The organism is Neobacillus niacini (assembly GCF_031456445.1).
Taxonomy (GTDB): domain Bacteria; phylum Bacillota; class Bacilli; order Bacillales; family Cytobacillaceae; genus Neobacillus; species Neobacillus niacini_I.
The window spans coordinates 1-25,316 of record NZ_JAVDUQ010000011.1 but is presented as its reverse complement, the minus strand read 5'-3'; the positions used below and the strand labels follow the sequence as shown (position 1 = coordinate 25,316).

25 protein-coding genes and 5 pseudogenes are annotated in these 25,316 nt (G+C 36.1%); 9 read left to right on the top strand and 21 right to left on the bottom strand.

Going from position 1 to position 25,316, the window contains the following annotated elements; genetic code table 11:
- Window positions 1-274: 274 nt before the first annotated feature.
- Window positions 275-1,315 (bottom strand): LLM class flavin-dependent oxidoreductase, encoded by a 1,041-nt coding sequence (locus J2Y67_RS11415; protein WP_310174039.1) that lies wholly within the window; start codon window positions 1,313-1,315, stop codon window positions 275-277.
- Window positions 1,316-1,469: 154 nt separating this feature from the next.
- Between J2Y67_RS11415 and J2Y67_RS11410 the strand changes: the two genes are divergently transcribed.
- The 3 genes from J2Y67_RS11410 (at window position 1,470) to J2Y67_RS11400 (ending at window position 4,181) form a co-directional block, all read left to right on the top strand.
- A complete protein-coding gene (locus tag J2Y67_RS11410; RefSeq protein ID WP_310174037.1) occupies window positions 1,470-2,066 on the top strand; it encodes an NADPH-dependent FMN reductase in 597 nt (198 codons plus the stop codon).
- A 305-nt stretch (window positions 2,067-2,371) separates the two neighbouring features.
- Window positions 2,372-2,953, top strand: a complete 582-nt coding sequence (locus J2Y67_RS11405; RefSeq protein ID WP_310174034.1) for a TetR/AcrR family transcriptional regulator — start codon at window positions 2,372-2,374, stop codon at window positions 2,951-2,953.
- 25 nt (window positions 2,954-2,978) lie between these two features.
- Window positions 2,979-4,181: an MFS transporter gene (locus J2Y67_RS11400; RefSeq protein WP_310174031.1), complete on the top strand. Its 1,203-nt coding sequence runs from the start codon at window positions 2,979-2,981 to the stop codon at window positions 4,179-4,181.
- A 389-nt stretch (window positions 4,182-4,570) separates the two neighbouring features.
- Here J2Y67_RS11400 and J2Y67_RS11395 read toward each other — a convergent pair whose 3' ends face one another.
- From J2Y67_RS11395 to J2Y67_RS11360, 8 genes are all read right to left on the bottom strand, one after another.
- Window positions 4,571-4,843: an HU family DNA-binding protein gene (locus tag J2Y67_RS11395; protein ID WP_310174029.1), complete on the bottom strand. Its 273-nt coding sequence runs from the start codon at window positions 4,841-4,843 to the stop codon at window positions 4,571-4,573.
- Window positions 4,844-5,011: 168 nt separating this feature from the next.
- Complete coding sequence (locus tag J2Y67_RS11390) at window positions 5,012-5,788, bottom strand: carbon-nitrogen family hydrolase (protein ID WP_310174027.1); 777 nt, start codon at window positions 5,786-5,788, stop codon at window positions 5,012-5,014.
- Between the two features lie 494 nt (window positions 5,789-6,282).
- The gene (locus J2Y67_RS11385) at window positions 6,283-7,119 is read right to left on the bottom strand and encodes a YitT family protein (protein ID WP_310174244.1); all 837 of its coding nucleotides are present in this window, start codon (window positions 7,117-7,119) and stop codon (window positions 6,283-6,285) included.
- 369 nt (window positions 7,120-7,488) lie between these two features.
- Complete coding sequence (locus tag J2Y67_RS11380; protein ID WP_310174025.1) at window positions 7,489-8,328, bottom strand: phytoene/squalene synthase family protein; 840 nt, start codon at window positions 8,326-8,328, stop codon at window positions 7,489-7,491.
- A 298-nt stretch (window positions 8,329-8,626) separates the two neighbouring features.
- Window positions 8,627-9,211: a GNAT family N-acetyltransferase gene (locus tag J2Y67_RS11375; protein ID WP_310174023.1), complete on the bottom strand. Its 585-nt coding sequence runs from the start codon at window positions 9,209-9,211 to the stop codon at window positions 8,627-8,629.
- Between the two features lie 153 nt (window positions 9,212-9,364).
- Complete coding sequence (locus tag J2Y67_RS11370; protein WP_310174021.1) at window positions 9,365-9,796, bottom strand: SRPBCC family protein; 432 nt, start codon at window positions 9,794-9,796, stop codon at window positions 9,365-9,367.
- A 232-nt stretch (window positions 9,797-10,028) separates the two neighbouring features.
- The gene (locus tag J2Y67_RS11365; RefSeq protein ID WP_310174019.1) at window positions 10,029-10,520 is read right to left on the bottom strand and encodes a DinB family protein; all 492 of its coding nucleotides are present in this window, start codon (window positions 10,518-10,520) and stop codon (window positions 10,029-10,031) included.
- Window positions 10,521-10,768: 248 nt separating this feature from the next.
- Window positions 10,769-11,239 (bottom strand): hypothetical protein, encoded by a 471-nt coding sequence (locus tag J2Y67_RS11360; protein ID WP_310174017.1) that lies wholly within the window; start codon window positions 11,237-11,239, stop codon window positions 10,769-10,771.
- A gap of 602 nt (window positions 11,240-11,841) precedes the next feature.
- Between J2Y67_RS11360 and J2Y67_RS28175 the strand changes: the two are divergent.
- Window positions 11,842-11,982: pseudogene (locus tag J2Y67_RS28175) on the top strand (tyrosine-type recombinase/integrase); the annotation flags it as partial.
- Window positions 11,983-12,180: 198 nt separating this feature from the next.
- Here the strand turns inward: J2Y67_RS28175 and J2Y67_RS11350 are convergent.
- Window positions 12,181-13,288 (bottom strand): annotated as a pseudogene (locus J2Y67_RS11350) (lactonase family protein).
- A gap of 251 nt (window positions 13,289-13,539) precedes the next feature.
- On the opposite strand from J2Y67_RS11350, the gene J2Y67_RS11345 reads away from it, so the two are divergent.
- Entirely contained in the window at window positions 13,540-14,022 is a 483-nt protein-coding gene (locus tag J2Y67_RS11345; RefSeq protein ID WP_310174015.1) for a CBO0543 family protein, read from the top strand.
- A gap of 140 nt (window positions 14,023-14,162) precedes the next feature.
- Here the strand turns inward: J2Y67_RS11345 and J2Y67_RS11340 are convergent.
- A pseudogene (locus J2Y67_RS11340) lies at window positions 14,163-14,525 on the bottom strand (CBO0543 family protein); the annotation flags it as partial.
- 1,146 nt (window positions 14,526-15,671) lie between these two features.
- Between J2Y67_RS11340 and J2Y67_RS11335 the strand changes: the two are divergent.
- Together J2Y67_RS11335 and J2Y67_RS11325 are read left to right on the top strand one after the other, a co-directional pair.
- Entirely contained in the window at window positions 15,672-16,631 is a 960-nt protein-coding gene (locus J2Y67_RS11335; RefSeq protein WP_310174013.1) for a DUF3231 family protein, read from the top strand.
- A 645-nt stretch (window positions 16,632-17,276) separates the two neighbouring features.
- Window positions 17,277-17,732 (top strand): hypothetical protein, encoded by a 456-nt coding sequence (locus J2Y67_RS11325; RefSeq protein ID WP_310174011.1) that lies wholly within the window; start codon window positions 17,277-17,279, stop codon window positions 17,730-17,732.
- 188 nt (window positions 17,733-17,920) lie between these two features.
- On the opposite strand, the pseudogene J2Y67_RS11320 reads toward J2Y67_RS11325, so the two are convergent.
- Window positions 17,921-18,495, bottom strand: a pseudogene (locus tag J2Y67_RS11320) (recombinase family protein).
- 142 nt (window positions 18,496-18,637) lie between these two features.
- Here J2Y67_RS11320 and J2Y67_RS27970 point away from each other — a divergent pair.
- A pseudogene (locus J2Y67_RS27970) lies at window positions 18,638-18,782 on the top strand (DUF4158 domain-containing protein); the annotation flags it as partial.
- 313 nt (window positions 18,783-19,095) lie between these two features.
- Here J2Y67_RS27970 and J2Y67_RS11315 read toward each other — a convergent pair.
- From J2Y67_RS11315 to J2Y67_RS11305, 3 genes are all read right to left on the bottom strand, one after another.
- Window positions 19,096-19,356, bottom strand: a complete 261-nt coding sequence (locus J2Y67_RS11315; RefSeq protein WP_310174010.1) for a hypothetical protein — start codon at window positions 19,354-19,356, stop codon at window positions 19,096-19,098.
- Window positions 19,357-19,427: 71 nt separating this feature from the next.
- Window positions 19,428-19,703: a hypothetical protein gene (locus tag J2Y67_RS11310; protein ID WP_310174008.1), complete on the bottom strand. Its 276-nt coding sequence runs from the start codon at window positions 19,701-19,703 to the stop codon at window positions 19,428-19,430.
- 396 nt (window positions 19,704-20,099) lie between these two features.
- Window positions 20,100-20,690: a molybdopterin-dependent oxidoreductase gene (locus tag J2Y67_RS11305; RefSeq protein ID WP_310174006.1), complete on the bottom strand. Its 591-nt coding sequence runs from the start codon at window positions 20,688-20,690 to the stop codon at window positions 20,100-20,102.
- Window positions 20,691-20,904: 214 nt separating this feature from the next.
- Between J2Y67_RS11305 and J2Y67_RS11300 the strand changes: the two genes are divergently transcribed.
- Entirely contained in the window at window positions 20,905-21,228 is a 324-nt protein-coding gene (locus J2Y67_RS11300) for an isochorismatase family protein (protein WP_310174004.1), read from the top strand.
- A 98-nt stretch (window positions 21,229-21,326) separates the two neighbouring features.
- Here J2Y67_RS11300 and wrbA read toward each other — a convergent pair whose 3' ends face one another.
- The 6 genes from wrbA to J2Y67_RS11270 all read right to left on the bottom strand — a co-directional run.
- Entirely contained in the window at window positions 21,327-21,992 is a 666-nt protein-coding gene (gene wrbA, locus J2Y67_RS11295; protein WP_310174002.1) for an NAD(P)H:quinone oxidoreductase, read from the bottom strand.
- A gap of 49 nt (window positions 21,993-22,041) precedes the next feature.
- Window positions 22,042-22,467 (bottom strand): DoxX family protein, encoded by a 426-nt coding sequence (locus J2Y67_RS11290; protein ID WP_310174001.1) that lies wholly within the window; start codon window positions 22,465-22,467, stop codon window positions 22,042-22,044.
- Window positions 22,468-22,490: 23 nt separating this feature from the next.
- A complete protein-coding gene (locus tag J2Y67_RS11285; RefSeq protein WP_310173998.1) occupies window positions 22,491-23,102 on the bottom strand; it encodes an alpha/beta hydrolase in 612 nt (203 codons plus the stop codon).
- Window positions 23,102-24,046, bottom strand: coding sequence for a ring-cleaving dioxygenase (locus J2Y67_RS11280; RefSeq protein WP_310173996.1), 945 nt, complete (start codon window positions 24,044-24,046; stop codon window positions 23,102-23,104). Before J2Y67_RS11280 ends, J2Y67_RS11285 begins: the two co-directional genes overlap by 1 nt.
- 35 nt (window positions 24,047-24,081) lie before the next feature.
- Window positions 24,082-24,690 (bottom strand): flavin reductase family protein, encoded by a 609-nt coding sequence (locus J2Y67_RS11275; RefSeq protein WP_310173994.1) that lies wholly within the window; start codon window positions 24,688-24,690, stop codon window positions 24,082-24,084.
- A 23-nt stretch (window positions 24,691-24,713) separates the two neighbouring features.
- On the bottom strand, window positions 24,714-25,316 hold a 603-nt coding region (locus J2Y67_RS11270; RefSeq protein ID WP_310173992.1), incomplete at its 5' end, for a VOC family protein.

The following is a 25,316-nucleotide window of genomic DNA, read 5'->3' as shown; positions in this document are numbered from 1 at the left end:
AAAGGTTACTTTCTTCTGCCTTCCCATGTTGTTATTAATCTTAAAAAATCTTTTATTAGTCAAAATAACTTTAATTCCCAAAATGGTCCTTTAGTACAATTTTCATTTTTTTAAAAAATTGTCAATAATTATCACAATTCTGTCTTTATTTTATTGTTCGTTTTTTAAATGATGGATTAGAATTTTATTATTTTGAAGTTGGAAGAGAGGTTTTATATACTTTGGGCTATAGAAAAAGAATCACGATTTTCCCCGGGTTTCCACTATAAGATACTTACCTTTTTCCCGTCTCCCGACGCACAACCGGCGCGACCTCCGTTGCCAACCGCTCAATATTCTCCGCTACCTTTTCAAATGGCATCCCACCTATGTCCATTTGGGCTAAAAACCGCTGGTGCCCAAAAAGCTCAAATTGACGGAGAATTTTTCCAATAACCTGCTCTGAACTTCCTACAAATAAGGACGTTTCAGGTGCAGCAATCAATTCAAAATCAGCTCTGGACATTCTTGTACTCATGCCCTTATGGCTATTAAGGTATCCCCAATAGTTGGCATGATAAGGGTAAAACTCGTCTTTTGCCTGTTGTGTTGTTTTGGATATATAGGCATGCCCCGTCACCCCAACCTTCAAAATCTCGGGAGCATGACCGGCTTGACTTGCTGCCTCCCGGTATATATCTACAAGAGGCTTGAATCGAATGGGCGGCCCTCCCAGGATTGCCATTGCCAATCCAACACCTAATCTACCCGCTCGTGCCGCACTCTCTGGAGTTCCACCCACCCCAATCCATATCGGTATTTCTTTCTGTAACGGTCGCGGAGAAATTTCTGCATCCTGCAATGAAGACCGGAAGCGGCCACTCCAGGTTACCTTCTCTTCTTCATTCAACTTCAACAAAAGCTCGATATGTTCTTCAAACAATTCATCATACAGCTTGACATCATAACCAAACAACGGGAACGATTCGATAAAAGCCCCACGCCCGGCAATGATTTCCGCCCGCCCGTTTGATAGTAAATCAAGTGTAGCAAAATCCTCAAATAAACGGACAGGATCGATCGTATTCAAAACAGTTGTTGTACTGGTGAGTTTGATGCGTTTCGTCACTTGTGAAACTGCAGACAGCACAATCGCAGGAGCTGACACCGCATAATCGAGACGATGATGCTCTCCTACTCCGAATACATCCAGCCCTAATTCATCCGCCATTTTTGCTGCCTGGATGATTTCTTGGAGACGCTGTTGAGCACTGATGGTTTTGCCATTGTGCGGATTCGGACCTAAGTCGGCTAACGTATAAATCCCAATTTCCATTGGCTTCATCCCTTCATTCTTTTTCCTGCTTTATAATATTCAATGGTTGACAAAATGAATTCCATATTATATTATTATCTCGAATTAAATATATTTAAATTTGAGATTCACGAAACATAAATATAATCAATCATTACTACAAGGGGTGTCAAAAATGAGCTTTTTCAGTAATTTATTCAGTGCATCAAAGGAGGAAGAAAAAATGAACAATCCAAAATTAAAAATTGGGATTATTTTAGGAAGCACACGTCAAGGACGTGTTAGTCCACAAGTAGGAGAATGGGTGAAAGATATTGCTGACAAACGTCAGGATGCAGATTATGAAATCGTTGATATTGCAGACTTCAAATTGCCATTCTTAGGAGAAGGTACTGGTCAAGAACCAGGACTTCAAGCGTGGAATGAAAAACTTGCAAGCCTTGATGGCTTTGTATTCATTGTTCAAGAATACAACCACAGCATCACAGGCGCATTAAAAAATGCACTCGATTCAGCTCGTGAATCATGGAATGATAAAGCAGCAGGTATTGTAAGCTATGGATCAACAGGCGGCGCCCGCGCTGCCGAACACTTACGCGGTATCTTAGGGGAATTAAAAGTAGCAGATGTTCGTACACATCCAACATTGTCATTATTTACTGATTTTGAAAACGGATCAGTATTCAAACCAGCTGATTTACATCTTACAAATGTAAATGCAATGCTTAATGAAGTGGTTGCTTGGAGCGGTGCATTAAAAATTGTTAGATAATTTTTTCTCCTTTTAAAAAATAGAGCTTGGGTCCCAAGCTCTATTTTTTTGAACATTTGATGATTTATGCCTGCACACTCGTGACTTCGGTCATGAGAGGTTCAATTGTATGACCTAAAAACTTAGGCAAAACTGAGCTAGCAAGGTTTAGTCTTGTCATTATCCTCAATCAAAACAATACTCCCCTCGACCCCAGATTTCTATTTTCCCATCAAAATATTTTGTACCAAATTGAGATCCCTTGCTTATTATTACTTACTTTGGTATTATAACTGACGAACGTTCGTTAAATTGAGGTGATTTTATTGAAAAGCAATGAAATTAAAGAAGCAGCGCTAAAATATTTTACAATTCATGGTTATGAAGGAGCCTCCCTTTCTCAAATAGCCGAAGATGTCGGCATGAAAAAGCAATCTATTTACGCCCATTTTAAAGGGAAGGATGATCTTTTTCTGCAAGTTTTACGTGATGCAAAAGAAACTGAGCTATCTTCAAAGCTTCAATATTTCAATAAAATTGATTCACAAAATCCTGAAGAAGATTTATTCGGATTTTTACAATTGGTAGTGGATCTTTTCCAAAAAAATGAGCATATAAAGTTTTGGCTGCGTATGTCCTTTTTTCCGCCAGCACATCTTGCAAAAGCAATTGAAAAAGAAGTAATCGATATCGAGGAAAAAGTACAGGCGATAATGGAAAGTAAATTTCAGGATTGGATTGATGCTAAAGTACTCGTCGGAGATGCTTCAAAAACACCGACCTTAGCCTTTTTAGGAGTAGTCGATTCCATTTTGCTGGAGCTTGTATACGGCAATGATGAAAAACGGCTGAAGGATAAATTAAAAGCCTCCTGGACGGTATTTTGGAGAGGGATTTCACATCAATGATTCCGATAGAAAGAGGTGATGATTCATGAAGAAAACAATAAAGGAACAAATGTCGGTAATCATTATTCTTTTAAGCAATATATTCATTGCATTTCTCGGAATTGGTCTCATCATCCCTGTTATGCCTACGTTTATGGATATCATGCATTTATCAGGGAAAACGATGGGCTATCTTGTTGCCGTATTTGCGGTGTCACAACTCCTGATGTCACCACTTGCAGGACGGTGGGTTGACCGTTATGGCAGAAAGAAAATCATCATCATCGGCTTATTCCTTTTTGGTGTTTCAGAACTGATCTTTGGCCTAGGCACAAATGTATCAGTCCTTTATCTTTCAAGGATTCTGGGTGGTTTTAGTGCCGCCTTTATTATGCCGGGTGTTACAGCCTATATTGCGGATATTACATCGATTCAGGAACGGTCAAAAGCGATGGGTTATCTTTCTGCCGCCATTAGTACTGGCTTTATTATAGGACCTGGGATTGGCGGCTATATTGGTGAATACGGTGTACGCATTCCCTTCTTCTTTGCGGCAGCTATTGCCTTTTTAGCATGCTTTTCATCCATGTTTATTTTAAAGGAGCCGCTAACAAAGGAACAGCTTGCAGAAATTTCTACTAATACAAAGGAAATAAGCTTTATAAGCGATTTTAAAAAATCATTCAATCCGCTTTACTTTATTGCATTTATTATTGTTTTTGTACTTGCTTTCGGTTTATCTGCATATGAGACAGTTTTTAGTCTATTTTCTGATCATAAATTCGGTTTTACTCCGAAGGACATTGCAGCCATTATTACCATAAGCTCAATCTTCGGCGTTATTGTTCAAGTATTTATGTTTGGAAGAATGATAGATTTACTCGGTGAAAAGAAATTGATTCAATTATGTTTAGTGATTGGTGCAATATTGGCAGTGGCCTCTACCATGGTCTCTAGCTTTTTAGTAGTTCTAGCGGTAACTTGCATCATCTTCCTCGCATTTGACTTGCTTCGTCCGGCTTTGACAACATTTTTATCAAAAGCTGCCAAGAAAGAGCAGGGATTTGTTGCAGGAATGAATTCAACCTATACGAGCTTGGGTAATATTGTCGGGCCAGCAATGGGCGGAATACTATTTGACGTAAACATCCACTATCCTTATCTTTTCGCTGCTGTCATTATGGCCATCGGCCTCGGGATTACAGTAATATGGAAAGAAAAACAATTATCAGAAAACTTAGCAGAATAGAATTAATTCTAATTAATTGGAAATGATAATACCCTAGAAAAACTCATTAAGAAAGACGAGGGAAAATCAATTCAAATCCTTGGGTTAGTTTTAAAAATTATAATGGGTGGAATTTTTGGTGGTCCGTTTTATTCAATTGTGTTATGTTTCCGATGTTAATTTTGCACCATAAGAAACCTTTAGTGGCATATGTACTCTCAGTTCCGATCATTATCTTTCTTTTACTATTTTTTGATGTTCCTATTAATAAAATGAAATGACATACTTAGACTTAATAAAATATAAGGATTTGCAACGCGACATAGTTAGAAATATAAAGGCAACTTCATTTTCTTCAAAATAAAAGAGCACTAAGCAAAAAAGCTGCCTTAGTGCTCTTTATTGGCTATTTATTTAACAGCTTCCTTTAGTTCCTTACCTGGTTTAAAAGCGGGAACTTTAGAAGCAGGGATCTGCATTTCCTCGCCTGTTTGTGGATTACGGCCTGTTCGGGCTGCACGTTCACGTACTTCAAATGTTCCAAACCCGATCAACTGGATTTTCTCTTCCTTAGCAAGTGTATTAGAGATGGTTTCAAACAACGCATCCACCGCTTTTGTAGCATCTTTCTTTGCTAATTCTGTTTGTGTTGCGACAGCGCTGATTAATTCTGTTTTATTCAAATTCAAACACCTCGTCCTTATATTTTTAGATAGTATGTAGAGATGATATCATAACACATCGATTATAAGGTTTTCCAATTTAACAGATTCATATACATCTATTCCAAAGAAATAGTATCCTTAATTTGTATATTTTAAGAAAAACCAAAATATTTATCAACTGAATTCCTATTTATCTAAGACTCGATGCTTCAAATTAGGGAATACATCACGAATATAAGAAATCTGAGATGGATCAATTTCTGTTTTTACAATCGTTTCTTCATCTCCACCAGCAGCGACAACAATTCCCCATGGGTCAACCACTTGACTATGACCACCTAATAGGACATCATTTGTATTACCAACGCAATTACTCGAAATCAAGAAACACTGGTTTTCTAATGCTCGAACTGAATTGAATAATTTCCAATGCTCCAGTCTTCTATGTGGCCAAGCAGATGTAACAAGAAGTAATTCTGCTCCTAAGTCTACTTCTGCACGATACAATTCAGGAAATCGCAAATCATAGCAGGTGGATAAGCCCACTTTCCCGAATTCTGTGTCTACTACCGTTATTTCATTTCCTCTTGTCAATATTTGGCCCTCTTTTGAACCATAACGAAATAGATGCATTTTTCGATAAGTTCCTATAAGGTTCCCATCAGGAGAAAATAGAACACTCGTGTTGTAGTACTTTCCATTATTTTTTTCGATAAAACTACCTGCGAATAGATAGGACTGAATTTCTTTTGCTTTTGAGGAGAATCGTTGGACAAAATCCCCAGTTATTTCTTCTGATTCATCAATATAACGGTCAAATGAAAAGTAGCCCGTTGCCCACGTTTCAGGTAAAATGATTAAATTTTGTCCTTTTAATTCATCAATCATTGACTCCACACGATCTATGCGGGCATTTTTAGATTCGCTATCTTTAATCTCTAATTGGATTGATGCAATTTTCATTTCTTTAACACCCTCTTATTTTTATTTTTAAACTGATAATTCTGCAATGAGATTTATATCCTCTACGCATTTTTGAATCAATGGATACATTGATTTTTTTGGCAAATTAATTTAAAAATACTAATTGACCTTCACTTAAGACTATTTAATAGTATTTGCACAAAATGTTTTAATTTTCAGTCCATCCAATATATAGAAAAGAGGAGATGTTTTAACGATCTGCTTGATTCACCTGTTCCTTCTGCTTACATTTTAGCATTGGCTTCGATGTTTATTACAGCATTATGTTATAGGAAAAAATGGCATACTCCTTTTCGATATCCGATTCCGTTATTTAGTGTCGTCTCTATATAGCTCAAAACTTTTGGCCTGACTACCATTCCTTTAAAGATCTAGATTCCGCTTCTTTCGAGATTATCAAATTAATGGGGTGTTTAATTTCTTCTTCAGAACCAATCGTAATGGTTTTTCCCTAATCGCATTAATATATAAATCTAATGTTTGTTATGTGTAAAACCCTTACCAAGCACTTCGTACACATCATTAACACTAACAAATGCATATGGGTCCGTTCCCTGTACCAATAATTTTAGTCGCCCAATTTCATTTCTGTTCACTACACAGTAAAGTACTTCCTTACTCTCTCCTGTGTATCCCCCTTTACCGTTAAGTAATGTAACGCCCCGTTCCATTTCTATTGTGATTTTCTTCGCAATCTCAGCCGTTGTATTCGATATAATCATTACAGCTTTGGCTTTATATGCTGCCTCTTGAACATAATCGATGACTTTTGCTCCAATAAAAACAGCCACAAGCGTATACATAGCACGGGTAAGATCAAGATAAATAAGTGATATAGCTATGACAATTAAATCGGAAAAAAACAGCGTACGTCCAATGCTCCATCCCATGTATTTATTCAAAAGATAGGCGATAATGTCGATTCCATCTGTTGCCCCGCCAAAACGAAATACAATCCCTAATCCAATTCCGACCGAAACACCAGCATAAAGTGAAGCGAGCAATGGATCCTGTAATGGCAAAGAGAAATTTTCGAAAACACTAAGAAAAACAGATAACGATACGGTTCCTACTATCGTATAAATAAAGGCAGTTCTCCCCAGCGTTTTCCAGCCAAGAAACATAAGCGGAATGTTTATCAATAAATTGACTACCCCCGGATCCCAATTAAAGATAAATTTCAGTAATATGGTTATACCTGTAATACCGCCTTCTGTTAAACCGTTACTTATGTTAAAACAATTAATGCCAAAACCCATAATGGCAGATCCTACTATAATAGCTAATATAGGTTTTATTTTAAATTTCATTTTAAGTTTCATTTAACTCACCCCCAATGATCAAAGCCTGAAGCTATTCATTAATTCCCTTATTTTCCCAATAACTTCAAATTGATTTGATTAATACATTAATGCATGTTTTATGCCAAATTGTATTACTGGTTTTTAGGGATATTTACCTAACAGAGGTATTTAATTTTGAATAAACTATCTAAATTTGAATAACCATTGTTGGACTAGTTAACAATGGTTCAAATACAAAAGAGGATTCTAGTGGAATCCTCTTTTTATAACTATGTTACTTTTCGACTAAAGACTTTGAATGGTTATGCACTACTATCCCATCCACAACTGTTAGCTGTACCTTGATTTTAAGGTAAAGACATAATTGCTAAATTATTAACTAATTGTGAAATCTCCTTTTCTATCTACTACCCGACTAACTATTTCAGTTACGGTAGCTCTACTCATTTTTTCCTTCCCCTCTGTTAAAGCATCAAGTGTACCATGAGCAAGAGCTATCGGGATTTTACAAAAATTAAGGATCGGACCGGGTTTAATATCTTGCAAATAGACGTCAGCCAATGCTAGGTTACGTCGGGCATACATAAACATATCTTCTAACTCCCATCCTTCGGGAAAGAAATCCACACCTCGCTCTAAATCTTCAGCACGATTGCGAAGAATATTGATGGACTGCAAGCCGCGGCCAAAGGCTATTGCTAGGTCCTTGTCCGTTTCAACAGCATCGTACCACTTCCAAATATCTGAGAGCATGACACCTACCAAACCTGCAACGTAGAATGTGTATTCATTCAATCCTTCTTCATTCTGAATCCGCCACTCTTTTAAAGCCCAGTCCGCCATCCCCTTCGCCATAGTAGATGTGGCATTCGAAATGTTTTCTACAATTGTCGGTGGACAAAGTTTTATCCAATCTCCAAATCGTAAGGTAACCTCCGGCAAGAGGGATTTGTATGGGTGAAATAAAGCCATGAACTCCTTATTATCGAAGGGCTTTTTCAAGAGGACGCTAATTGAACATAATAGATCATGTTTGGATTCCAATCGGAGTTGGGGGTGGTCTTCAATTTCGTCAATAGCTCTCATGCATAAGTAAGCGGATGTAACAGCTTCTTGTAATCCTGGCGGTAAATAACTAATAGGAATAAAAAAGGTCCGGCTTGTCGCCCTCAACATGTCTATGGCACTTCCATGTAAATTGACTGCTTCACTCATCTTATATTGTCCCCTTTTTTTAATAGGCTAAATTTCTTTAATTTTTATTTATTTTATCCCACTATATCTAATAATAAAGTTCTAATACAAGATTTAAGCCATTGTTACTTAATAAATCTGCCTTTTAACCGATTATAGACAAGAAAAAATGGACTATTGAAACAGTCCATCGTTGTTCAATACTTGCGCCCGTTAGTTTTAGTATAATATTTCACAATCTTTTGATTTCCATCTTAATAAATTAAACTAAATGTTTACGTTAGCGAAGAAAAATATTGTATTTTCTTTAATTAAAACTTTACTTAAAACAATTATGTAATCTCCCTAATTCTTTATTTACTACCTTCTTCACTTCGAAATCGGACAAAATTAAACTGTAAGAATATGAATCATAATAGATATTATCTACACACGTCCAATGACGCAAAATACCTTCTCTTTTGAAATTGAGCTTCTCTAATAATTCACACGATGGCTTATTTTCTAAAAATACGTAAGCTGAAATTCTTTCCAAGGACCATTTTTTAAATACATCTTCCAAAAAAAGGGCTAACATTTCTGAAGCAAAACCTTTTCTCTGATGTTCAGGTGACACAATATAATCAATTTCTGCACGACTATTTCTTGTATCGTACCTTTTCAAAGTGATTATTCCGACAAAATCATTTGTATCCTTTAAGTATGCTGCATATCTTACTCCAGAATCTTCTTCTTTCATTCGAATATTTTGCATTATAATTTCCATTGCTTCTCGTTTACTTTTTATGGAGATTCTTCCAAAATATCTCATTACTTCTGGGTCAGAATACAATTTAAATAATTCATCCAGGTCCTTTTCAGAAATGTCCTTTAAAAGTATTCGTTCACTTGATAGTAATGACATTAGTTTTACTCCTCTTTAACCTATATCTTTCTTTTTTCATATTTTACCATAATAAACTTAAAAAGAGATTTTTATTACCCTTTTCCACTAACCTGCCCTCTTTAGTTCAATAAAAAAGCATTACCCCTTTGTTGAAGTAATGCACCCGTTTGTTTAAGTATATTTTTTCACAATATTGTCAAGAGCTGCGGACCATCCGTCGTAAAAGTACTGATCGCCAGGGTGACCAACTAATCCGCGCAGGTGGAAAATCATCTCGGTGCGGTCGCCGTGTGCGGTAAGGGTTAGGGTCACGACAGGCGAGTTCTCGATGGGAGCATCGGGGTAGCCCCAGGTGAAAACGAGCCGTTCGAATGGTACCACGTCGAGAAACACACCTCCGGTGGGATACTTCTCGCCAGTCTCAATGTTGACCAAAGTGTAGCGGTAGCGTCCACCTTTGCGAACGTCGAAGGAGATGGTCTCTAGGGGTGTCGAAGGTAGCCAGTCGGCGAGTTCCTTCTCCTCGGTCCAGGCGCGCCACACGAGATCGCGGCGGGCATTCAGGGTGCGGGTAATTGTAAACTCCGGTTCAGATGTGGGCATGTTCATTGTTCTTCCTTTTTAGTCATGGTCTTGAGGTGTTCTTCCAGTGCGTCGAAGCGCTGGTTCCACTAGGAATTGCTGCTTAATGCCGTCAGTAGCATATATGTGCTAAAGCTGCTGTTAGGAGGCGTTTCTCCGTTGCCGACATTTCGTCAAATAGCTCGACAAATATTTGATGTAATTCGTGATATATAGGGCCCCACGTTCTCGAACTGCAGTGCAATTTTTTGCCCTATTCAAAAGAGCGGCGCGATGGCCAAGAGCCTTGCAACTTGCGGATCAGGATAATTTGGCCCGTATGATAAGCGTCATGGAGAATGAGGCTGTTCAGCCACTCGTCTAATGGACGATTAGTAACAAGAGCTTGCAATTGGTCAACGTTTAAATTCGTAATACTCTCACGGATGCCAAGATGGACGCTTTTTAGCCTATTTTGCGTGGCTTCCCAATCGCTCTCCGTTTTCGAAGCGACTGCGAACGTATCGTCATTCGTCAACCCTTCCGGATACTGCGATTCCTCACCGGTAATTCTTTTGAGCAACCGTTCCTTGTAAAAAATCAAATGCTCAACTGTCTCCCAAATCGTGTTCGCATGCTCGCCAGCCGGGCGCCAATCTGCTTGCTCCGCCGTAAGCGCTTTGAGTGCGTCAACGAGCGGCGGATACCAATCTTCTTTATCGTAGCAAAAGTCCCAGTTTTGAAGTAACGATTCCGTTCTGTTCATTCCAAATCCTCCTTAGCGCGTATTGTAACCATATGATACTTTATTCAACAATTTCTAGGGTATGTCCTTTGTATATATGAAATTATTTATTGTACAAACCTGCCCATTTAGTCCAATAAGAAAAGCTGCCAAATTGACAGCTTGATCTTCAACTCTTGCACCCGTTACTTTAAGTATATATTTTCACAAACTAAACATTTTTATTTTTTTAGTAAATATATTTTAAAAATATTCCTCTAAGTATTTCTTTAAACCTCGTATTTAATTTTATTAATCGATTTTTCCACTATATATTGATACCCATAAATAATAATTGCTAATGACACACATATAAAATACCATATAGTATGATTCAACTTTTTAAATTTAAAAACTCCTACCTTTTCCCATATTTGAGCAAAAGGATAAGCATTAATAGCATCTATTACCATATTTGCAATTAAATATTTTAGAAAATTGCCGTATGTTAGTTTAAATACCCATAGTGTGGCTACAAAAAAAGGACCTAATATATATGTAAAATCCACAAAACCAGGAGATAAAGGGTTTTTATTTACCCACCATTTTTTCTTATTCGCAATTACACCTAACACACTTAAAAATAAATTAACAAAACATGCTACAGGTAAAAACCTAAAAAATGATTTTTTCCCCATGAAGGGAACAGTTAGCCAAGGAACGATTAACATCGCTAAAGCGAAAGTCTTTTTTTTATCCATATAAATCAACTTCCTTTTAAATATGTTTTTTATAAAATTCCTCAAACTAAATCTTATTATTCTTATTATAGTTAAACTTTCCTGCCCCGATAGCTGAATAGTTTCTCCCGTTTCAATTTCTAGAATAAGTCAATAATTCCTCTAAAAAAGAAATTTTAGGGAGAGATGTATGTAGTTATTGTCAAAGGCATGGGAAACGTATGAATCAGATAAACGAATTGAAGGGTTCTCACCACAAACACTTAAAGCATATAAACTTCAATCCACATTACTTATTCGATATTTCAAGGATGTTAAAATTGATACCATATCCACTGTTCATAAAAGAATACCTGGCAAAGTCGAGCGAAACCTTAAAACCTTCAAGTTTATCTCACCGAATACGTTTTATGATGTTACGGGTAATATTCGATGGCGGCATTTTCGGAACCGAAATGGCGAATTCCGATTATTTTTCGCCATATTTACTTTCTGTAAATCATTTCATCGAGATAAAAAAAGAGACCCTGCAGGGTCTAAAGGTATTTGTCTTCTATGACTCTTTCAACTACATCCTCATCAACAATTTGTTGTTTTCCGGAGGCAATATCAATCAAACACTCTTTGCTACGCACATGTTAAATAATGGTGCCCCTCTTGAAGTCATTCAGAGTTTATTAGGTCATGAGAAAAGTGAGACTACAAGGATATATGCACAGTTAAGTGGGAGTTTAAGGCAAGAGCTTTATAGGAAGTATTTTTAAAAAGGGACACAAAAAAGCAATGCTGAAAAAATGCGTTGCTTTTCTTCAATTCTTGCACCCGTTTGTTTAAGTACATTTCTTCACAAACTTGTTGGCAATTATGTTTTCTCATAACAATAGCCACTAGTATGTCGGCAGCCTTGTTTTTAGCAACTTCTGTATTTTTCTATTCCACACAGTATGGTGAACCCATTAGAATCAAAGAACAGCTAAGCCTTGTGACCCGAAGTAAGGAGAGTTAGTCCAGGCAGCAACCTGCAACTTTACTAGACTACCATCAACTTGGATATTAAACACTGACACTGTACCCTGATTTCCGTTAAGGGTGTAAAAATGTCGTCCATCTTTACTCACTCTAACATCTATCGGAAGACCTGGTGCAGTACCTGGTGGTGTACTGTCAATATGCCTTACCACTGACAGTGCTCCATTGGGATCGATTCGGTAGGTGAAGATGGTGCCGCTTAAGGTGTTGGTAGTGAATGCAAAACGTTCATCCCTCGTTGTTACAACCTAACAAGCGTTCTTATATCCGTTTGGTACAGAGCCGCTGATCACATAAAGGATACCGTCGTTGCTCAATGAATAAGATGACAGCGCATATGAAACTGCTTCTGTAACTAAGAGGATTCCAGACGATAGAAAATAAGTGCCCAATGGTCCTTGACCGTAAGAATCATTAACGATTGGTCCTGTAACACTACCATTTTTATTTACATGGAATACACTGAGATGGTTTGATGTAAGCTAGGAGACAACGATTTTACTGCCATCCGGAGTGAAGAGAACTTGCGCTGGCTGAGCATTTAAAGTGCTGAGAGAATGGGTGGAACCGGGAATAGAAGTAAGGCTTCCGTTATCATCTATGTGAAAACCAGTGATATTGGATGCAAAATTGTTTGCGGCATGACCTACATTGGAGACATAGAGAAGATTACCAGACACATCTACGCTATTGGGCTGAGCACCTCCTGATGGCTTTACATCCACGAGAACGGGTGATCCGCTGTCGCTTATGATGAAACTACTGATACTATGGCTGCCTGCGTTAACTGCAAGTAGAAAACGTCCATCACGGGACAAAGTTAGGGCGCCTTGTGACGCTAAGGGGTCGACGCCATCGTTTGCTGTTGCAGTAGAGACCTCGCTTGTACCAGTACCTCTACCATAAGTTGGGTAGGCACCCACAAGGTGAGCATTCCATTCATGTCCCTGTAAAGGCAATGATTTGATTCATTACTTCATTATTGGTCATCATGTACACCATACCCGTAAGCGCACGAAAATAATTGTTCATTATCTGCATTATATGACTCTCCTCCTTTCATAATATTATGTGGTTCTTTTGCCATTTAAATTCCCCAAATGGATGTAAATTGGTTTTACAAACAGAGGAGGACTATACAATAAGATCGTTAATCCTTCTTGAATCAACGCTTAGCTTAATATCGCTTACTGTTTTATTTCATATTATCTTCGTATTATAATTTTACCTTAAACAAAAATTGAATTAATCAATTCTAAAAGTAAAAACTATTTATTAAAGGAGGATAATTAATGAAATACAAAGCAGAGAAAACTATCGAAATTTCATCCTGGATAATTGTGTCATTATTATTAATAAAATTTACACCAAAAAATAAAATTCGTGAATCACTAGTTGTATTTTTATTTAAACAAGCACTAACATGGATTTTTGGATTACTAGTGGTAGAAAAAAACTTAATTTCCTATCCATATCGCTTCTTTTTCAAAAAAGCAAATAAAGCTTCTTTTTCATTTGAATACTTTATATATCCTGGACTGTGCGCTTTATTTAGTTTGTACTATCCAAAAAATAAATCTAACCTTTTAAAAACCCTGCATTGCTTTATTAGTACTTCTGTAATAGTCATCTTTGAAATAATTGCAGTGAAATATACAAAATTAATTAAATATAAAAAATGGACTTGGTATTGGAGTTTTATAACAATTTGGATAACTGATTACTTAACACAAGATTTTCACAACTGGTTTTTTAAAACTAAATTTCATGAATAAAAAGGGGCAGTTAGACTGCCCCTTTTATTAAGTTAAATGCACGATATCAGTCAAGTGCTATAAAAGATAGGACTGGATTTTTAACTCTCTTGTTCCACTCCACGTTACTTTACAAAGAAAAGCTGTCAGCGTTGGCAGCCCTAATTATTTAGGTTACCCTTTAATTTATCTAATTTCTTTAAAAGTCCGACAAAAACTCTAATAGTAAACATTGTGAAAGTACACGATCCGAAAGTGTGGAAAGGTGTCCATTTATTCCATTTGAATAATCCAGAATTCTTTTCAAAGTACCATTGACCGATACTCATGGGGACAGTAAATAGCAAACTTTTCAAAAAAATTTTACCTAAATTATCATTATGTGATAATTTAACCCATATTACAGTTAAAATTGGGAAAAACAATACATCATAAATGATGTTAGTTTTAAAAATTCTAGGAAAAGGACGAACCGGGTATTCAACCCTTTTTTTAGCAACAACATAAGTATCAATTAGGGTTGCTAAAACTCCTTTAGGGGTACCGTCAGGAAAATGCGGTTATCTTGACTATGAAAGTCAGGAGTATTTAAAGTATTCAAAGAAGAAAAATTGAGTGGAAAACTACTTTAAATACTTAATATCTTAACTCAGTAACCAATGTATCCAACGTATTCAATGTAGTGATGTCTTAACACTGAGAAGACAGCCAATAACTTGCCTAGATAAAACGTTCCATACTTTACATTGTTCCAAGAAGAACAAGGACTTTTTCTACTTTTAGTACGCCTTAAGGCGTTTTAATTTACCTTCAAGGCAACAAACGTTTGTAGAATTTGATGTTTCGAGGCTTGTTGTCTAGAAAAATACGTTGTTTACATGACTTCAATGAATAAACCATTGATAAACAAAAGTTTTATATATATGAGTTAAGATAAACGCGCATTTACAACGTTAAGGAAATTCCCATATAAAAAAGCCAAATTTTCATTTAAATTGAGAAATTAGGCTTTTTTCGTTGCTCCGTTAAAGCGCCCGATTCTTGAATAAGCAGTTACCTACTATTAGCTGGTTTTGTTGAAAAGCAGATACCTTGCAATTACTTAAATTCACTTCTAAGCAAATATACAAAACCAGGGGTTTTAGCTCGCCCATTTGGCTATCACATAAGAGGGTAGGCTCTCGGGACTCGACTTCTTTCATCTTAGTCGCCACACCCTGTCCTCTTTAATTTACCGACGTTGCAAAAAAATCTATTGCACCCATATTTTCAGAAATACTATTTTTACTTTCGGTGTAAGTATCTATTTATATGTCACGAAAGATTTTATGGTTGCCCTATTTTTATTAGGTTTTATGATCATAGTAGCCAAGGTGGAACGTCTCTGCCAGTGGGGACTTGATCCCGTCCACAAAACTGTTCGCCCTCTACAAAATAACTCACTTTCCCCATTAAAGGAAGTTAGCTTTAGATATTCACCTCAATATTTTTGAATCATTATATTACCAACATCAGTTTGGTCGGATATATAAAATGTTGTTCCTTTTCGAAAGGTTCAATTCCATACAATGAAACTCTAAGTGTATTTAGGAAAAATTACTGATTCATGAATAATCAAGAATTTTTTTTGACAAAATAAAAAAAGAAATTGAGTCTTTAGGGGGTATAAAATGAACGTAAATGAATTAGGTTTCCTTTGGTACTTACAATCAAGTTCAAACATGATGAATTTTTTATTAAAATATCTTAGTGAAACTTCTGAGGATACCGATTTAAGGAATATTTTAAATGAAATATATGAAATCTCTACATATCAAGAACAAGAGGCTACTCAATTATTGTCTGAGAAAGGTTATAAAGATACACCGTTCTTCAGGGAAGATGATATATATAGTTCAACAACAAAGCTATTTTCAGACCAATTAATTATAGAGATCTTAAAGCATATAACGAGTAATGGATTGCGAGCGCTTGCTGTTCAATATATTGAATTAACAGATTATAAAGTAAAAAATTTTTATAAAAAAATACTTAATGATGTAATTCAATTAGATTTTTCTTTATTAAAATTGCTTAATGATAAAGATTTATTACAAAATAATTCCTTCTCTTACAAAAAAGCAGATGAAAGGGATGGGAAACTATTCAAAGTTGCAGCAACGCAGCAACGGCCACTTAATGCGGTAGAATTGGCAAATATGTTCAGTGCCCTTCAATGTAACAATGTTGGAGTTGCTCTTTGTACCGGTTTTTCTGAAGTCGTAGAGGATATGGACACAAAGAAATTTATACTAGAAGGGAAAAAGTTAGCATTTTATCAATCAGCCTCTTTATCCGATATCTATAGAGAAAATGGAATTCCAACTACAACTGGACTAGAGGCTCACGTTAATAAAGTAAAGGAATCACCTTTTTCAGATAAATTAATGGCAAACTTAATAATGTTCCTAAATCCAGTTAGTATAACTAATCTACAAAATGCAGTGGTATCCAGTTATAAAAAGGATCATATAGATTCTATAAAGGAACTAATCAAGATGATTGAAAACTACTCAGAGAAAGGGCTGAAGTTATTAATAAGGAAAAATTGGTTTAATGAACCACCTGTGTCTAATTGGTCATATAAATAGAAACGATGGCAGGTGCTAATCAAGAAATAGAAACTTCTCGGCACATAGGCCAGTTACACGAATTCCATAAGCGACACCCACCGCGTCATGCCCCCCAAGTGAGCAGACGTACAGCCAAGATTTCACAGATGGATTTTTCGGAAAAGGTTAAAAATTAGCAGCGTAAGAAATCATTTGTATTTCTTTCAACCTAAAAAGAGTATTATGGCTAAAACCCTTTCTATCGCATTCAGTCAAGTCGCTCAAATAAAAGAATAAAAAAAGTTCTTAACTTATTCCCAGAACACGGCTGATGGTCAAATAAAAATATTTACAAAAATAATGTAAACAGATAACTTACCAGTTCCGAAATCTTGGGAAACAGAAATTACAACTTCAACATACTCTTCTTTTTCCGGTAAGTTAATGATGTATCATATCGGTTTATTGTTTCAAGCTGCACAAAACTATCATGGGCAGGACTAGCATCAGCCATGTGTACAGACATTGTGACAGCTTATGAGGGTACTATTCTCAAAAATCTTATCGTAACAAAGAAATGGTTTAATGTTATGGTACAAAAATGGTTAGAACACCCCCACTTGCTCCTAACAGAAAAGAAATTGCAAAAGAAGTCTAATAAGCATAATTGCTGGGGGGTATTAAGTGAATAAGAGCATATTTGAAAAATTAATGTGGAGCATTGCACTTCCTGGATTTGGACAGTATTTAAACGGAAAGTATTTTAAAGGCACAGTTTTATTAATACTTGAAATTCTTACAAATATACAATCCAATTTCAATCGGATTATACTTATGAGTTTTCACGGAGAAATTGCCAATGCAATAAAATATGCGAACTATCAGTGGTTGATGTTTTATCCTTGTTTGTACTTTTTTTCAATGTGGGATGCAGTTAAAGACGCTGGAGGAGACAAAGCCCCTTACTCTTTCCTACCGTATGTGTTCACTGCGTTTTTTGTAACTGTTGGATTAATTTTCTCCTCAGACTTAATGATATTTGGAGTGTTATTGGGTCCTGTATGGCTCCCAATATTGTTTGTTTTTCCTGGAATAATATTCGGATTTATTGTTGGAAAAATCTTAAATAAAATATCTTAAAAAACCATCATTTTAAATATTTTAGAGGATGGTTTTCTATGTTGAATTTGCATGAAAGTTTATTTAACTAAATGCCCCGTTACATTAAGTACATTTCTATACAATCTTCTTTATTTACTTTAACAAGCATAGCCAATTTCCTATTAAGTGTTATTCAACAATCTGGCCCTTTAATGGAATAGGAATGACTATTTGTTCCCTTCCGACAGCTCTCTATATAATGAAGCCCTAGACACATTTGTAATTTCACATATTTGATTTACAGTCATACCTCCTTCCTTATATAGCTTCACTGCATAATTCATTCCTGCGTGGTTTTTATGATATTTCTTTAATCGGCCTTTAACCTTTCCTTCTTTCTTAGCTAGATCAATCCCTTCACGTTGGCATTCGGATAAGATCTCGCTCCAATTGATTAACACCAGCCATTACCGTAATTAAGAATTGGCTATATGGATTATCTTCTGATAAACTCTAGCCATGTATCCTTGAGTGATTTTAAGTTTGCCTTTTCCCTTCGTATTAAATCAATCAATTCAAATAAATCCTGCGTACTTCGAGTGATCCGAGTTAAGTCTGTAACATAAATAATATCGCCTTCCTGTAAATCCTCTAACATCTGTTGAAGTTGCTCACGATCCTTTGTTGCGCCAGAAACATTTTCTTTATAAATAATATCCATACCGATTTCGTTCAATTGCTGAAATTGCCTTGAAGGATTTTGGCTAGTCGAACTGACACGTATATAACCGATTTTCCGCAAAATATCACCTCTTTTTTGAGACAAGTCTTATGAGACACTCGCAACTATGATTTTTCAGTCTATTATACTTGTATCAATAGGGTGTACTCTATTGATACAAGTATAATAGACTGAATATTATATAAAATCGAGTTGAAACAGGATGAAAATTGCGAGAGGAAGAAGAATTACTTACAACAGATCAAAGACTGGATCTAATGCAAATTCCTGAAGATGAGTGGATAATGGGAACCTACTACACTTTTTCTAAACGGGATTTAGATATTATAAATAAGCGTTCTCCCGAATACTCGCTTATTCGCAGGATTTCATAACCATTGATATAGGAATAACAATCAATCCGCCTACAATTATCTATAGAATTATTAACAACCCCAAAGTTATCCACCACTGTGTCTTAAAAAGTATATTCTCGGACCAATAAGAAAATAGTTGTTTATTCAAACCAAATAGTTTCTCATAAATCTGCTCTATGTTCGGATTTTTATGCACTTCAGAAAAGCCACCAAATTTAGCAGCATAATTTTCGATAATTTTTAGCTATGAATTTTGCAGCATTGATAAAATGGTCAACACTTCAGTCTGAAATGTGGATATATATCATCCATCATAAACTTCTCTTTTTTTCTCTTCTTCCTCGAAGATTTCTTCAGTAACTTTTTCTATTTGAATATTGTTAGGGCGGAGAAAATTCATGGTTTCGTGCTCTTCATCAAATTGCTGAACAATACCTACCATGGTTGGATATTTTTGAATAAGCTCTTCATAGCATGATTGAAAGTCTTCGCCCACAACGAGGATTTCCTTTTTATGGCCACCAATTTCATTATCTTCTATATATGAAATAATAAATTCTTTCATAATTTCCTCCTTAAAAAACAAATTTTTTATTAGGGAAAATTTAGAAATACAAAAGCACTTAGGGAAGCCTATTATTCATTTATATCTAATCCAGATAAATTTAAAGAAAGTTCATCTAATACTAAAAATACACAACCAAAAACGGTTCTGTAATCGATATAGTCCCCTTTAACTTCAACATTTATCTCAATAATATTCCTTTTATTATGTATGTATTTTTCTTCAAATTGATTAAAATTAATACTTGTAACAGATACACTAATTTCCTCTAAGGATTTTTTTAGCTCTCTTTCAAATATTGAATTATTATAGTTTTCGCTAAAGAAAATACGAATAGTAAATTTCATTTTCAAATCCTCCTTCTACTTATGATTTGCCAAATCTTCCTTACTCAACCTTTTTTCGAAAACTTGTGTATCTTTTATCCCATTTTATTTATTCAACTAGACTGTATCATTAGCAAATAAAAAAAAGCGAGTTGTTTTCTTTCAACTTCTGTCCACTGTTGACTTTGAATTAACTATTAGCCTTTACTAACAATGTAAAGAGATCCTCAATGAGAAAAATACTACGGTTTTTCTTTCTGTTTTCGTTTTTGTCGTTCTTCCATTCGGAATAGCTGGAATCCATTCTTCTTCCATTAACCTGCACCGTTACAAAAAAAATGGCCTTGCTTTTTTATTGGAAGCAAAATATCAAAAGTTTAAGTACTTCTCACCCTCCTTTTTGTTTCGTAGCCTATGTTAACGGTACCGCTCTTCTTTAAATGGATTTGCTGTCATCGAATAGCCAAGCTCTTCCCAAAAACCAGCCTCGTCTACTTTCATAAACTCAATCCCTGAAACCCACTTTGAGCCTTTCCATAGATAAAATACTTCTGGTGGAATAAACCTTAGTGGATAACCATGTTTTTGATCAATATCATGCCAATCATGATTTTTATCCTTCCAACGGTATACAAACAAAGAATCGTCCCCTAATAATGGCTCTAGCGGCAGGTTTGCAGAATAACCAAATCTGTCCCCATTGTAGTAACCGTAAATTTTAATGTATTTTACACCTTCATTAATTTCAACAAATTTCAATAACTCTCTAAGTGCAATTCCTTCAAAAGTTGTATCAAATTTAGACCAGGTGGTAACACAATGCATGTTAACGCTTGATATGGTCTTTGGAAGCTCCATGATTTCCTTATAGGATAAGGACTTTTCTTCCTTTACCTCACCAAAAAGTCTGAAATTCCATGTGATTTCATTAAACTCGGGAACATCCCCTGTGTGCAGTATTGGCCATTTTTCTGTTTCGAATTGGCCAGGTGGAAGCTGCTCTTTCATCTTACACCATCCCTTTTTCATCTTAAACGTTAATTAAATCACAGTGCTTTGTATAGTATGCTTCAAAATAATGAAAGCATACTGTAGTCAAATCCGTTATTTGAGATTTACCTAAAATTTGGAACCAGTATATTCCCACAAATTTCTTATTCCACTATCCTGCCACGTTAGTGGAACAAGAAAAAAGAGATGCCGCAGCAACCCAAAAATAGTCATGGCGGGTCTTTGGACAGAGGTGTGTTTGCTTGAACCTGTACTGAGTGCTATCGCCGACGGATATGAAGTGTTTTTTATCACTGATGCATCTGGTGGGGTAAATAAAGAATCACATGACATGGCCGTAATACGTATGACACAGGCTGGTGCACACCCAATCACTTGGTTACAATATTTGTTAGAATTACAGCGTGATTTTGCTATTAAAGAGACTTACAATGGGACACTCGATATTATAAAACAACATGGGGGTGCTTACGGACTGGGAATAATTTATGCGAATGAGATGTTCGGGATTCAGTACGGAAGAAAAGGAAGATGAAGTATAGTAGACAAACAAGAAAAAGTACCCCTTAGTAGACGTTTTTAGCATCTACACTATGGGGTACTTTTTTCCGTATAGCTTTTTTCTAATTAAATTTATTGATTTGCTTTCTTTACCCACTCTGCAACTGTTACTGTACGCTTTGATTGGTGTTTTACTGCTGCTTGGACATCTTCAATCATTTTTCCATCTTGCCCAACGGTAACACTTGTTCCGTAAGGATTCCCTCCAGCACCGAATGTTACTGGGTCTGTGTAACCAGGAGCAGCAACAATAGCACCCCAATGATACATGGTTGTATAAAGTGATAATATAGTTCCTTCTTGACCACCATGAGGGTTTTGAGCGGAAGTCATAGCACTTACGACCTTATTAACTAGTTTCCCATTAAACCAAAGACCACCAGTAGTATCTAAAAATTGTTTCATTTGTGATGGCATATTACCAAAGCGAGTTGGTACGCTGAAAATAATAGCATCTGCCCATTCTAAGTCATCTAATTTAACCTCTGGAACATCTTTTGTTGCTTCTACATGAGCTTTCCAAATTGGATTTCCTTCGATAGCCGATTGTGGAGCTAGTTCAGGAACTTTTAATACTTTTACTTCTGAACCAGCTTCTTTCGCACCTTCTTCTGCCCATCTTGCTAGTTGAAAGTTTGTTCCACCCATACTGTAATAAATTACTGCTAAATTTACATTTGCCATTTTTTCTGCCTCCTTATCAGTTGTATTCCCAAATAATTTGGATAAGAACCCCATTCAATTACACCACCTATTATTTCTTTCTTTTAAAATCTAAATTCATCTATTAAGCAGCCTTTTTCAACTCATTTGAATCTTTGTGAAAAATCAAATGGCTTACTGATAACACACTGCTTCCATTGATTGCAAGATATATTGCAATTGCTAAGAATGCCAAATCTAATTCATACCCTGCCATTTCACCATTGCCTAACAACCCAACTGAAAGTTTCACTTTAAGTGTTGCTCCAATCATTAGTAATGCAAACAATGCTGATACAAGTCTTGTTGCTAATCCAATGATTAATGCTACACCTCCAATGATTTCAAGCAATGCTACTCCATAAGCCATAAATCCAGGCAATCCGATACTATCAAACCAGCCTACTATATTCTCAATTCCACCTTGAAACTTTACAATTCCATGAATTAAAAACAATGCTCCTAATGTTACTCGTAAAATAAGTGCTCCGATTTCGTTCTTTACCAACATTCTAATCCCCCGAAATATTTGTATTATTTTTTTATTAACTTTCGATACCAACTTGCTGCTGCTTCCACTTCTTGTGCAGTTAATTGATGACCTCTATTCTCCCAATGAAGTTCAACTTTCGCATTAGCATTTTTTAATAGAGATTCTAATTCAGCAGATTCCATTGGCGAGCATATTGGATCATTTGTTCCAGCCGCAATAAACACATTCTTTCCTGATAAATCAGGTAGATCAATTCCTTTTCTAGGTACCATAGGATGATGAAGAATGGCACCCTTTAAGGCATTTTGATAGTGAAATAATAGACTCGCTGCTATATTTGCTCCATTGGAGTATCCAATGGCAATAATATTATCTCGGTCAAAACCATACTTTTCTGCTGCTTTATCTAGAAACTCATTTAATTCTTTTGTTCGGAAAACTAAGTCTTTTTCATCAAATACTCCTTCTGCTAATCTTCTGAAGAATCGAGGCATCCCATTCTCTAATACATTCCCACGAACACTTAAGACAGAAGCTTCTTCATCAATTCTTCCCGCAAGAGGTAACAGGTCTAATTCATTTCCACCAGTACCATGAAGTAATAAAAATGTTGGTTTTGTTGGGTCTTGACCCTTATTGAATATATGTTTCATTATTTATCTCCCTCCAGAACTCGAACCTCAACAGGTGGCAAGGTTTCTTCTAATTCTTCTCTTTTTGAATCTAGCCAAGATGGCAGCATGAGTTTTTCTCCAAGTTCATTAGCAGGTTCATCGACTGCAAAACCTGGTGGGTCGGTTGCTATTTCAAAGAGGATGCCCCCTGGTTCATGAAAATAAAGAGCTTTGAAGTAATTTCGGTCAAGAATCTCAGTGGGATAATACTCTTTTTCCAAAAGAAGTGTTCTCCATCTTTGATGTTCATCTTCATCTTTTGCTCGCCATGCTATATGGTGAACTGTTCCTGCTCCCATTAGCCCTCGGACTGAAGGATTTAAGTGAATATCAATGGTGTTTCCGACATTTCCTTCAGATTTAAATCTTAAAAATTCATTTTCTTGACCGATGCAATCAAACCCTAAAATATTTTCTAAAACATCTGTTGTCTTATGTGGATATGCAGAATACAGAACAGCACCGCCAAATCCTTTAATCGCATTTTCTGCTTCAACTCCACCAAAGTTCCAAGTATTCATTGGCCCTTCATCTCGTTCCGTCAGTTCGAGTTGAAGTCCGTCAGGATCGTTAAATTTAACATATCTTTCACCAAAACGACTGGATGAAGTAAACTCCACTCCGAATTTTCGTAATCGATTCTCCCAAAAAGGAACCGAACCCTTCGGAATAACATAACTAGTTACACCAACTTGACCTTGCCCAATACGCCCTTTTAATTGTTTAGCCCATGGAAAAAAGGTAATGACAGTACCTGGTTGACCCGTTTCATTCCCAAAATAAAGATGGTAGACTTCTGGACGATCAAAATTGATGGTTTTTTTAACAAGCCTTAAACCTAATACACCTGCATAAAAGTCTATATTTCGTTGAGCATCATTTACCATTGCTGAGATATGATGGATACCAGCTGTTTTTTGCATTTTTTAACCTCCAATTCACCAAATGGGATGTGGAACTATTTAGGTCTTTCGATTTCAAAAATATCACCAATTTTGGCGTAATTATTCCCAGCCAATCGACTTACAGCAGCTAAGCCTCTTGGTTCGATTCTTCCATTTTCATAAATATCACTTTCTATTTGAAATTGAACGATTTTTCCTATAATCAGATCACACCCAGGCGAATCCGAGCCTCCTAGTTCCAAAGAGTGTTCCAACGAACATTCCATTCTGATTTTTGCTTCCTTAACTCCAGGAACTGAAATCTTCGTACTTTTCACTGGAGTTAAGTTGGCTAAGTCAATCTCACTCTCGTCAGGAGGCAGGTTTGCAGCTGTTTTATTTATCTTTTCAACATTTTGTTCATCCACGATATGAACAACAAATTCTTTTGACTCGAATATGTTTCTTGCTGTATCCTTTTGTCTCCCCGATGACCGCTGAATGGATAATGAAATCATAGGGGGATTGGATGAAACAATATTAAAGTAACTAAAGGGTGCACCGTTTAGCACACCTTCTTTAGATTTAGTTGTAACAAAAGCAATCGGTCTAGGTATGATACTTCCAATAAGGAATTTATAATTATCTCGTTCGGACAATGAAGATGGATCGATTGAAAGCAAAGAAATCATTCCTTTTCGTAAAATCAGTCTAGTTCTCTAACTTCAAATGGTAATAATACTGCTTCAATTTTTGCCCTATGAGGCTCATACTGTGATGGCAACATCAATTTTTCTCCCATTGTCTCTTGTGATTCATCATGAGCAAAACCTGGAGGATCAGTAGCAATTTCAAACAGTATTTCTCCATGCTCTCTGAAGTAGATTGCATTAAAGTAGTTTCTATCCTGTACAGGGGTAACACCATATCCATTCGCTTCCACATACTTTTGCCAATCTAATTGATCTTCGTCATCAATAGCTCTCCATGCAATGTGATGGACTGTTCCAACACCCATTTGTCCATGTCCAATAGGAGTTAATTTAAGGTCGATGATATTTCCAATATCAGCAGTCGAACGGTAACGAGTGAAATCTCCTTCATTACCAACTAATACAAGTCCCATTACTTTTTCTAACAATTCAGCCGTTTTTTTAGGCTGAGTTGATAATAGAGTTGCTCCGCCAAAACCTTTTATAGCAACTTCAGGTGTCACCTTACCAAAAGTCCTAGTATTAACTTCTCCCTCTTCTCTTTCCACTATTTCAAGGTGAAGCCCATGAGGATCATCAAATTCTAAATATTGCTC

Bases quoted from the DNA above. Each gene is read 5' to 3' on its own strand.
- J2Y67_RS11280 (WP_310173996.1), bottom strand. From the start codon at position 24,046: ATGCAAAAAACAGCTGGTATCCATCATATCTCAGCAATGGTAAATGAT.
- J2Y67_RS11375 (WP_310174023.1), bottom strand. From the start codon at position 9,211: ATGTCATTACTATCAAGTGAACGAATACTTTTAAAGGACATTTCTGAA.
- J2Y67_RS11360 (WP_310174017.1), bottom strand. From the start codon at position 11,239: ATGGATAAAAAAAAGACTTTCGCTTTAGCGATGTTAATCGTTCCTTGG.
- J2Y67_RS11365 (WP_310174019.1), bottom strand. From the start codon at position 10,520: ATGAACAGAACGGAATCGTTACTTCAAAACTGGGACTTTTGCTACGAT.
- J2Y67_RS11415 (WP_310174039.1), bottom strand. From the start codon at position 1,315: ATGGAAATTGGGATTTATACGTTAGCCGACTTAGGTCCGAATCCGCAC.
- J2Y67_RS11305 (WP_310174006.1), bottom strand. From the start codon at position 20,690: ATGAAAGAGCAGCTTCCACCTGGCCAATTCGAAACAGAAAAATGGCCA.
- J2Y67_RS11310 (WP_310174008.1), bottom strand. From the start codon at position 19,703: ATGAAATTTACTATTCGTATTTTCTTTAGCGAAAACTATAATAATTCA.
- J2Y67_RS11400 (WP_310174031.1), top strand. From the start codon at position 2,979: ATGAAGAAAACAATAAAGGAACAAATGTCGGTAATCATTATTCTTTTA.
- J2Y67_RS11370 (WP_310174021.1), bottom strand. From the start codon at position 9,796: ATGCCCACATCTGAACCGGAGTTTACAATTACCCGCACCCTGAATGCC.
- J2Y67_RS11335 (WP_310174013.1), top strand. From the start codon at position 15,672: ATGAACGTAAATGAATTAGGTTTCCTTTGGTACTTACAATCAAGTTCA.
- J2Y67_RS11380 (WP_310174025.1), bottom strand. From the start codon at position 8,328: ATGAGTGAAGCAGTCAATTTACATGGAAGTGCCATAGACATGTTGAGG.
- J2Y67_RS11385 (WP_310174244.1), bottom strand. From the start codon at position 7,119: ATGAAATTTAAAATAAAACCTATATTAGCTATTATAGTAGGATCTGCC.
- J2Y67_RS11285 (WP_310173998.1), bottom strand. From the start codon at position 23,102: ATGAAACATATATTCAATAAGGGTCAAGACCCAACAAAACCAACATTT.
- J2Y67_RS11300 (WP_310174004.1), top strand. From the start codon at position 20,905: ATGGCGGGTCTTTGGACAGAGGTGTGTTTGCTTGAACCTGTACTGAGT.
- J2Y67_RS11345 (WP_310174015.1), top strand. From the start codon at position 13,540: ATGAAATACAAAGCAGAGAAAACTATCGAAATTTCATCCTGGATAATT.
- J2Y67_RS11290 (WP_310174001.1), bottom strand. From the start codon at position 22,467: ATGTTGGTAAAGAACGAAATCGGAGCACTTATTTTACGAGTAACATTA.
- J2Y67_RS11410 (WP_310174037.1), top strand. From the start codon at position 1,470: ATGAGCTTTTTCAGTAATTTATTCAGTGCATCAAAGGAGGAAGAAAAA.
- J2Y67_RS11315 (WP_310174010.1), bottom strand. From the start codon at position 19,356: ATGAAAGAATTTATTATTTCATATATAGAAGATAATGAAATTGGTGGC.
- wrbA (WP_310174002.1), bottom strand. From the start codon at position 21,992: ATGGGGTTCTTATCCAAATTATTTGGGAATACAACTGATAAGGAGGCA.
- J2Y67_RS11390 (WP_310174027.1), bottom strand. From the start codon at position 5,788: ATGAAAATTGCATCAATCCAATTAGAGATTAAAGATAGCGAATCTAAA.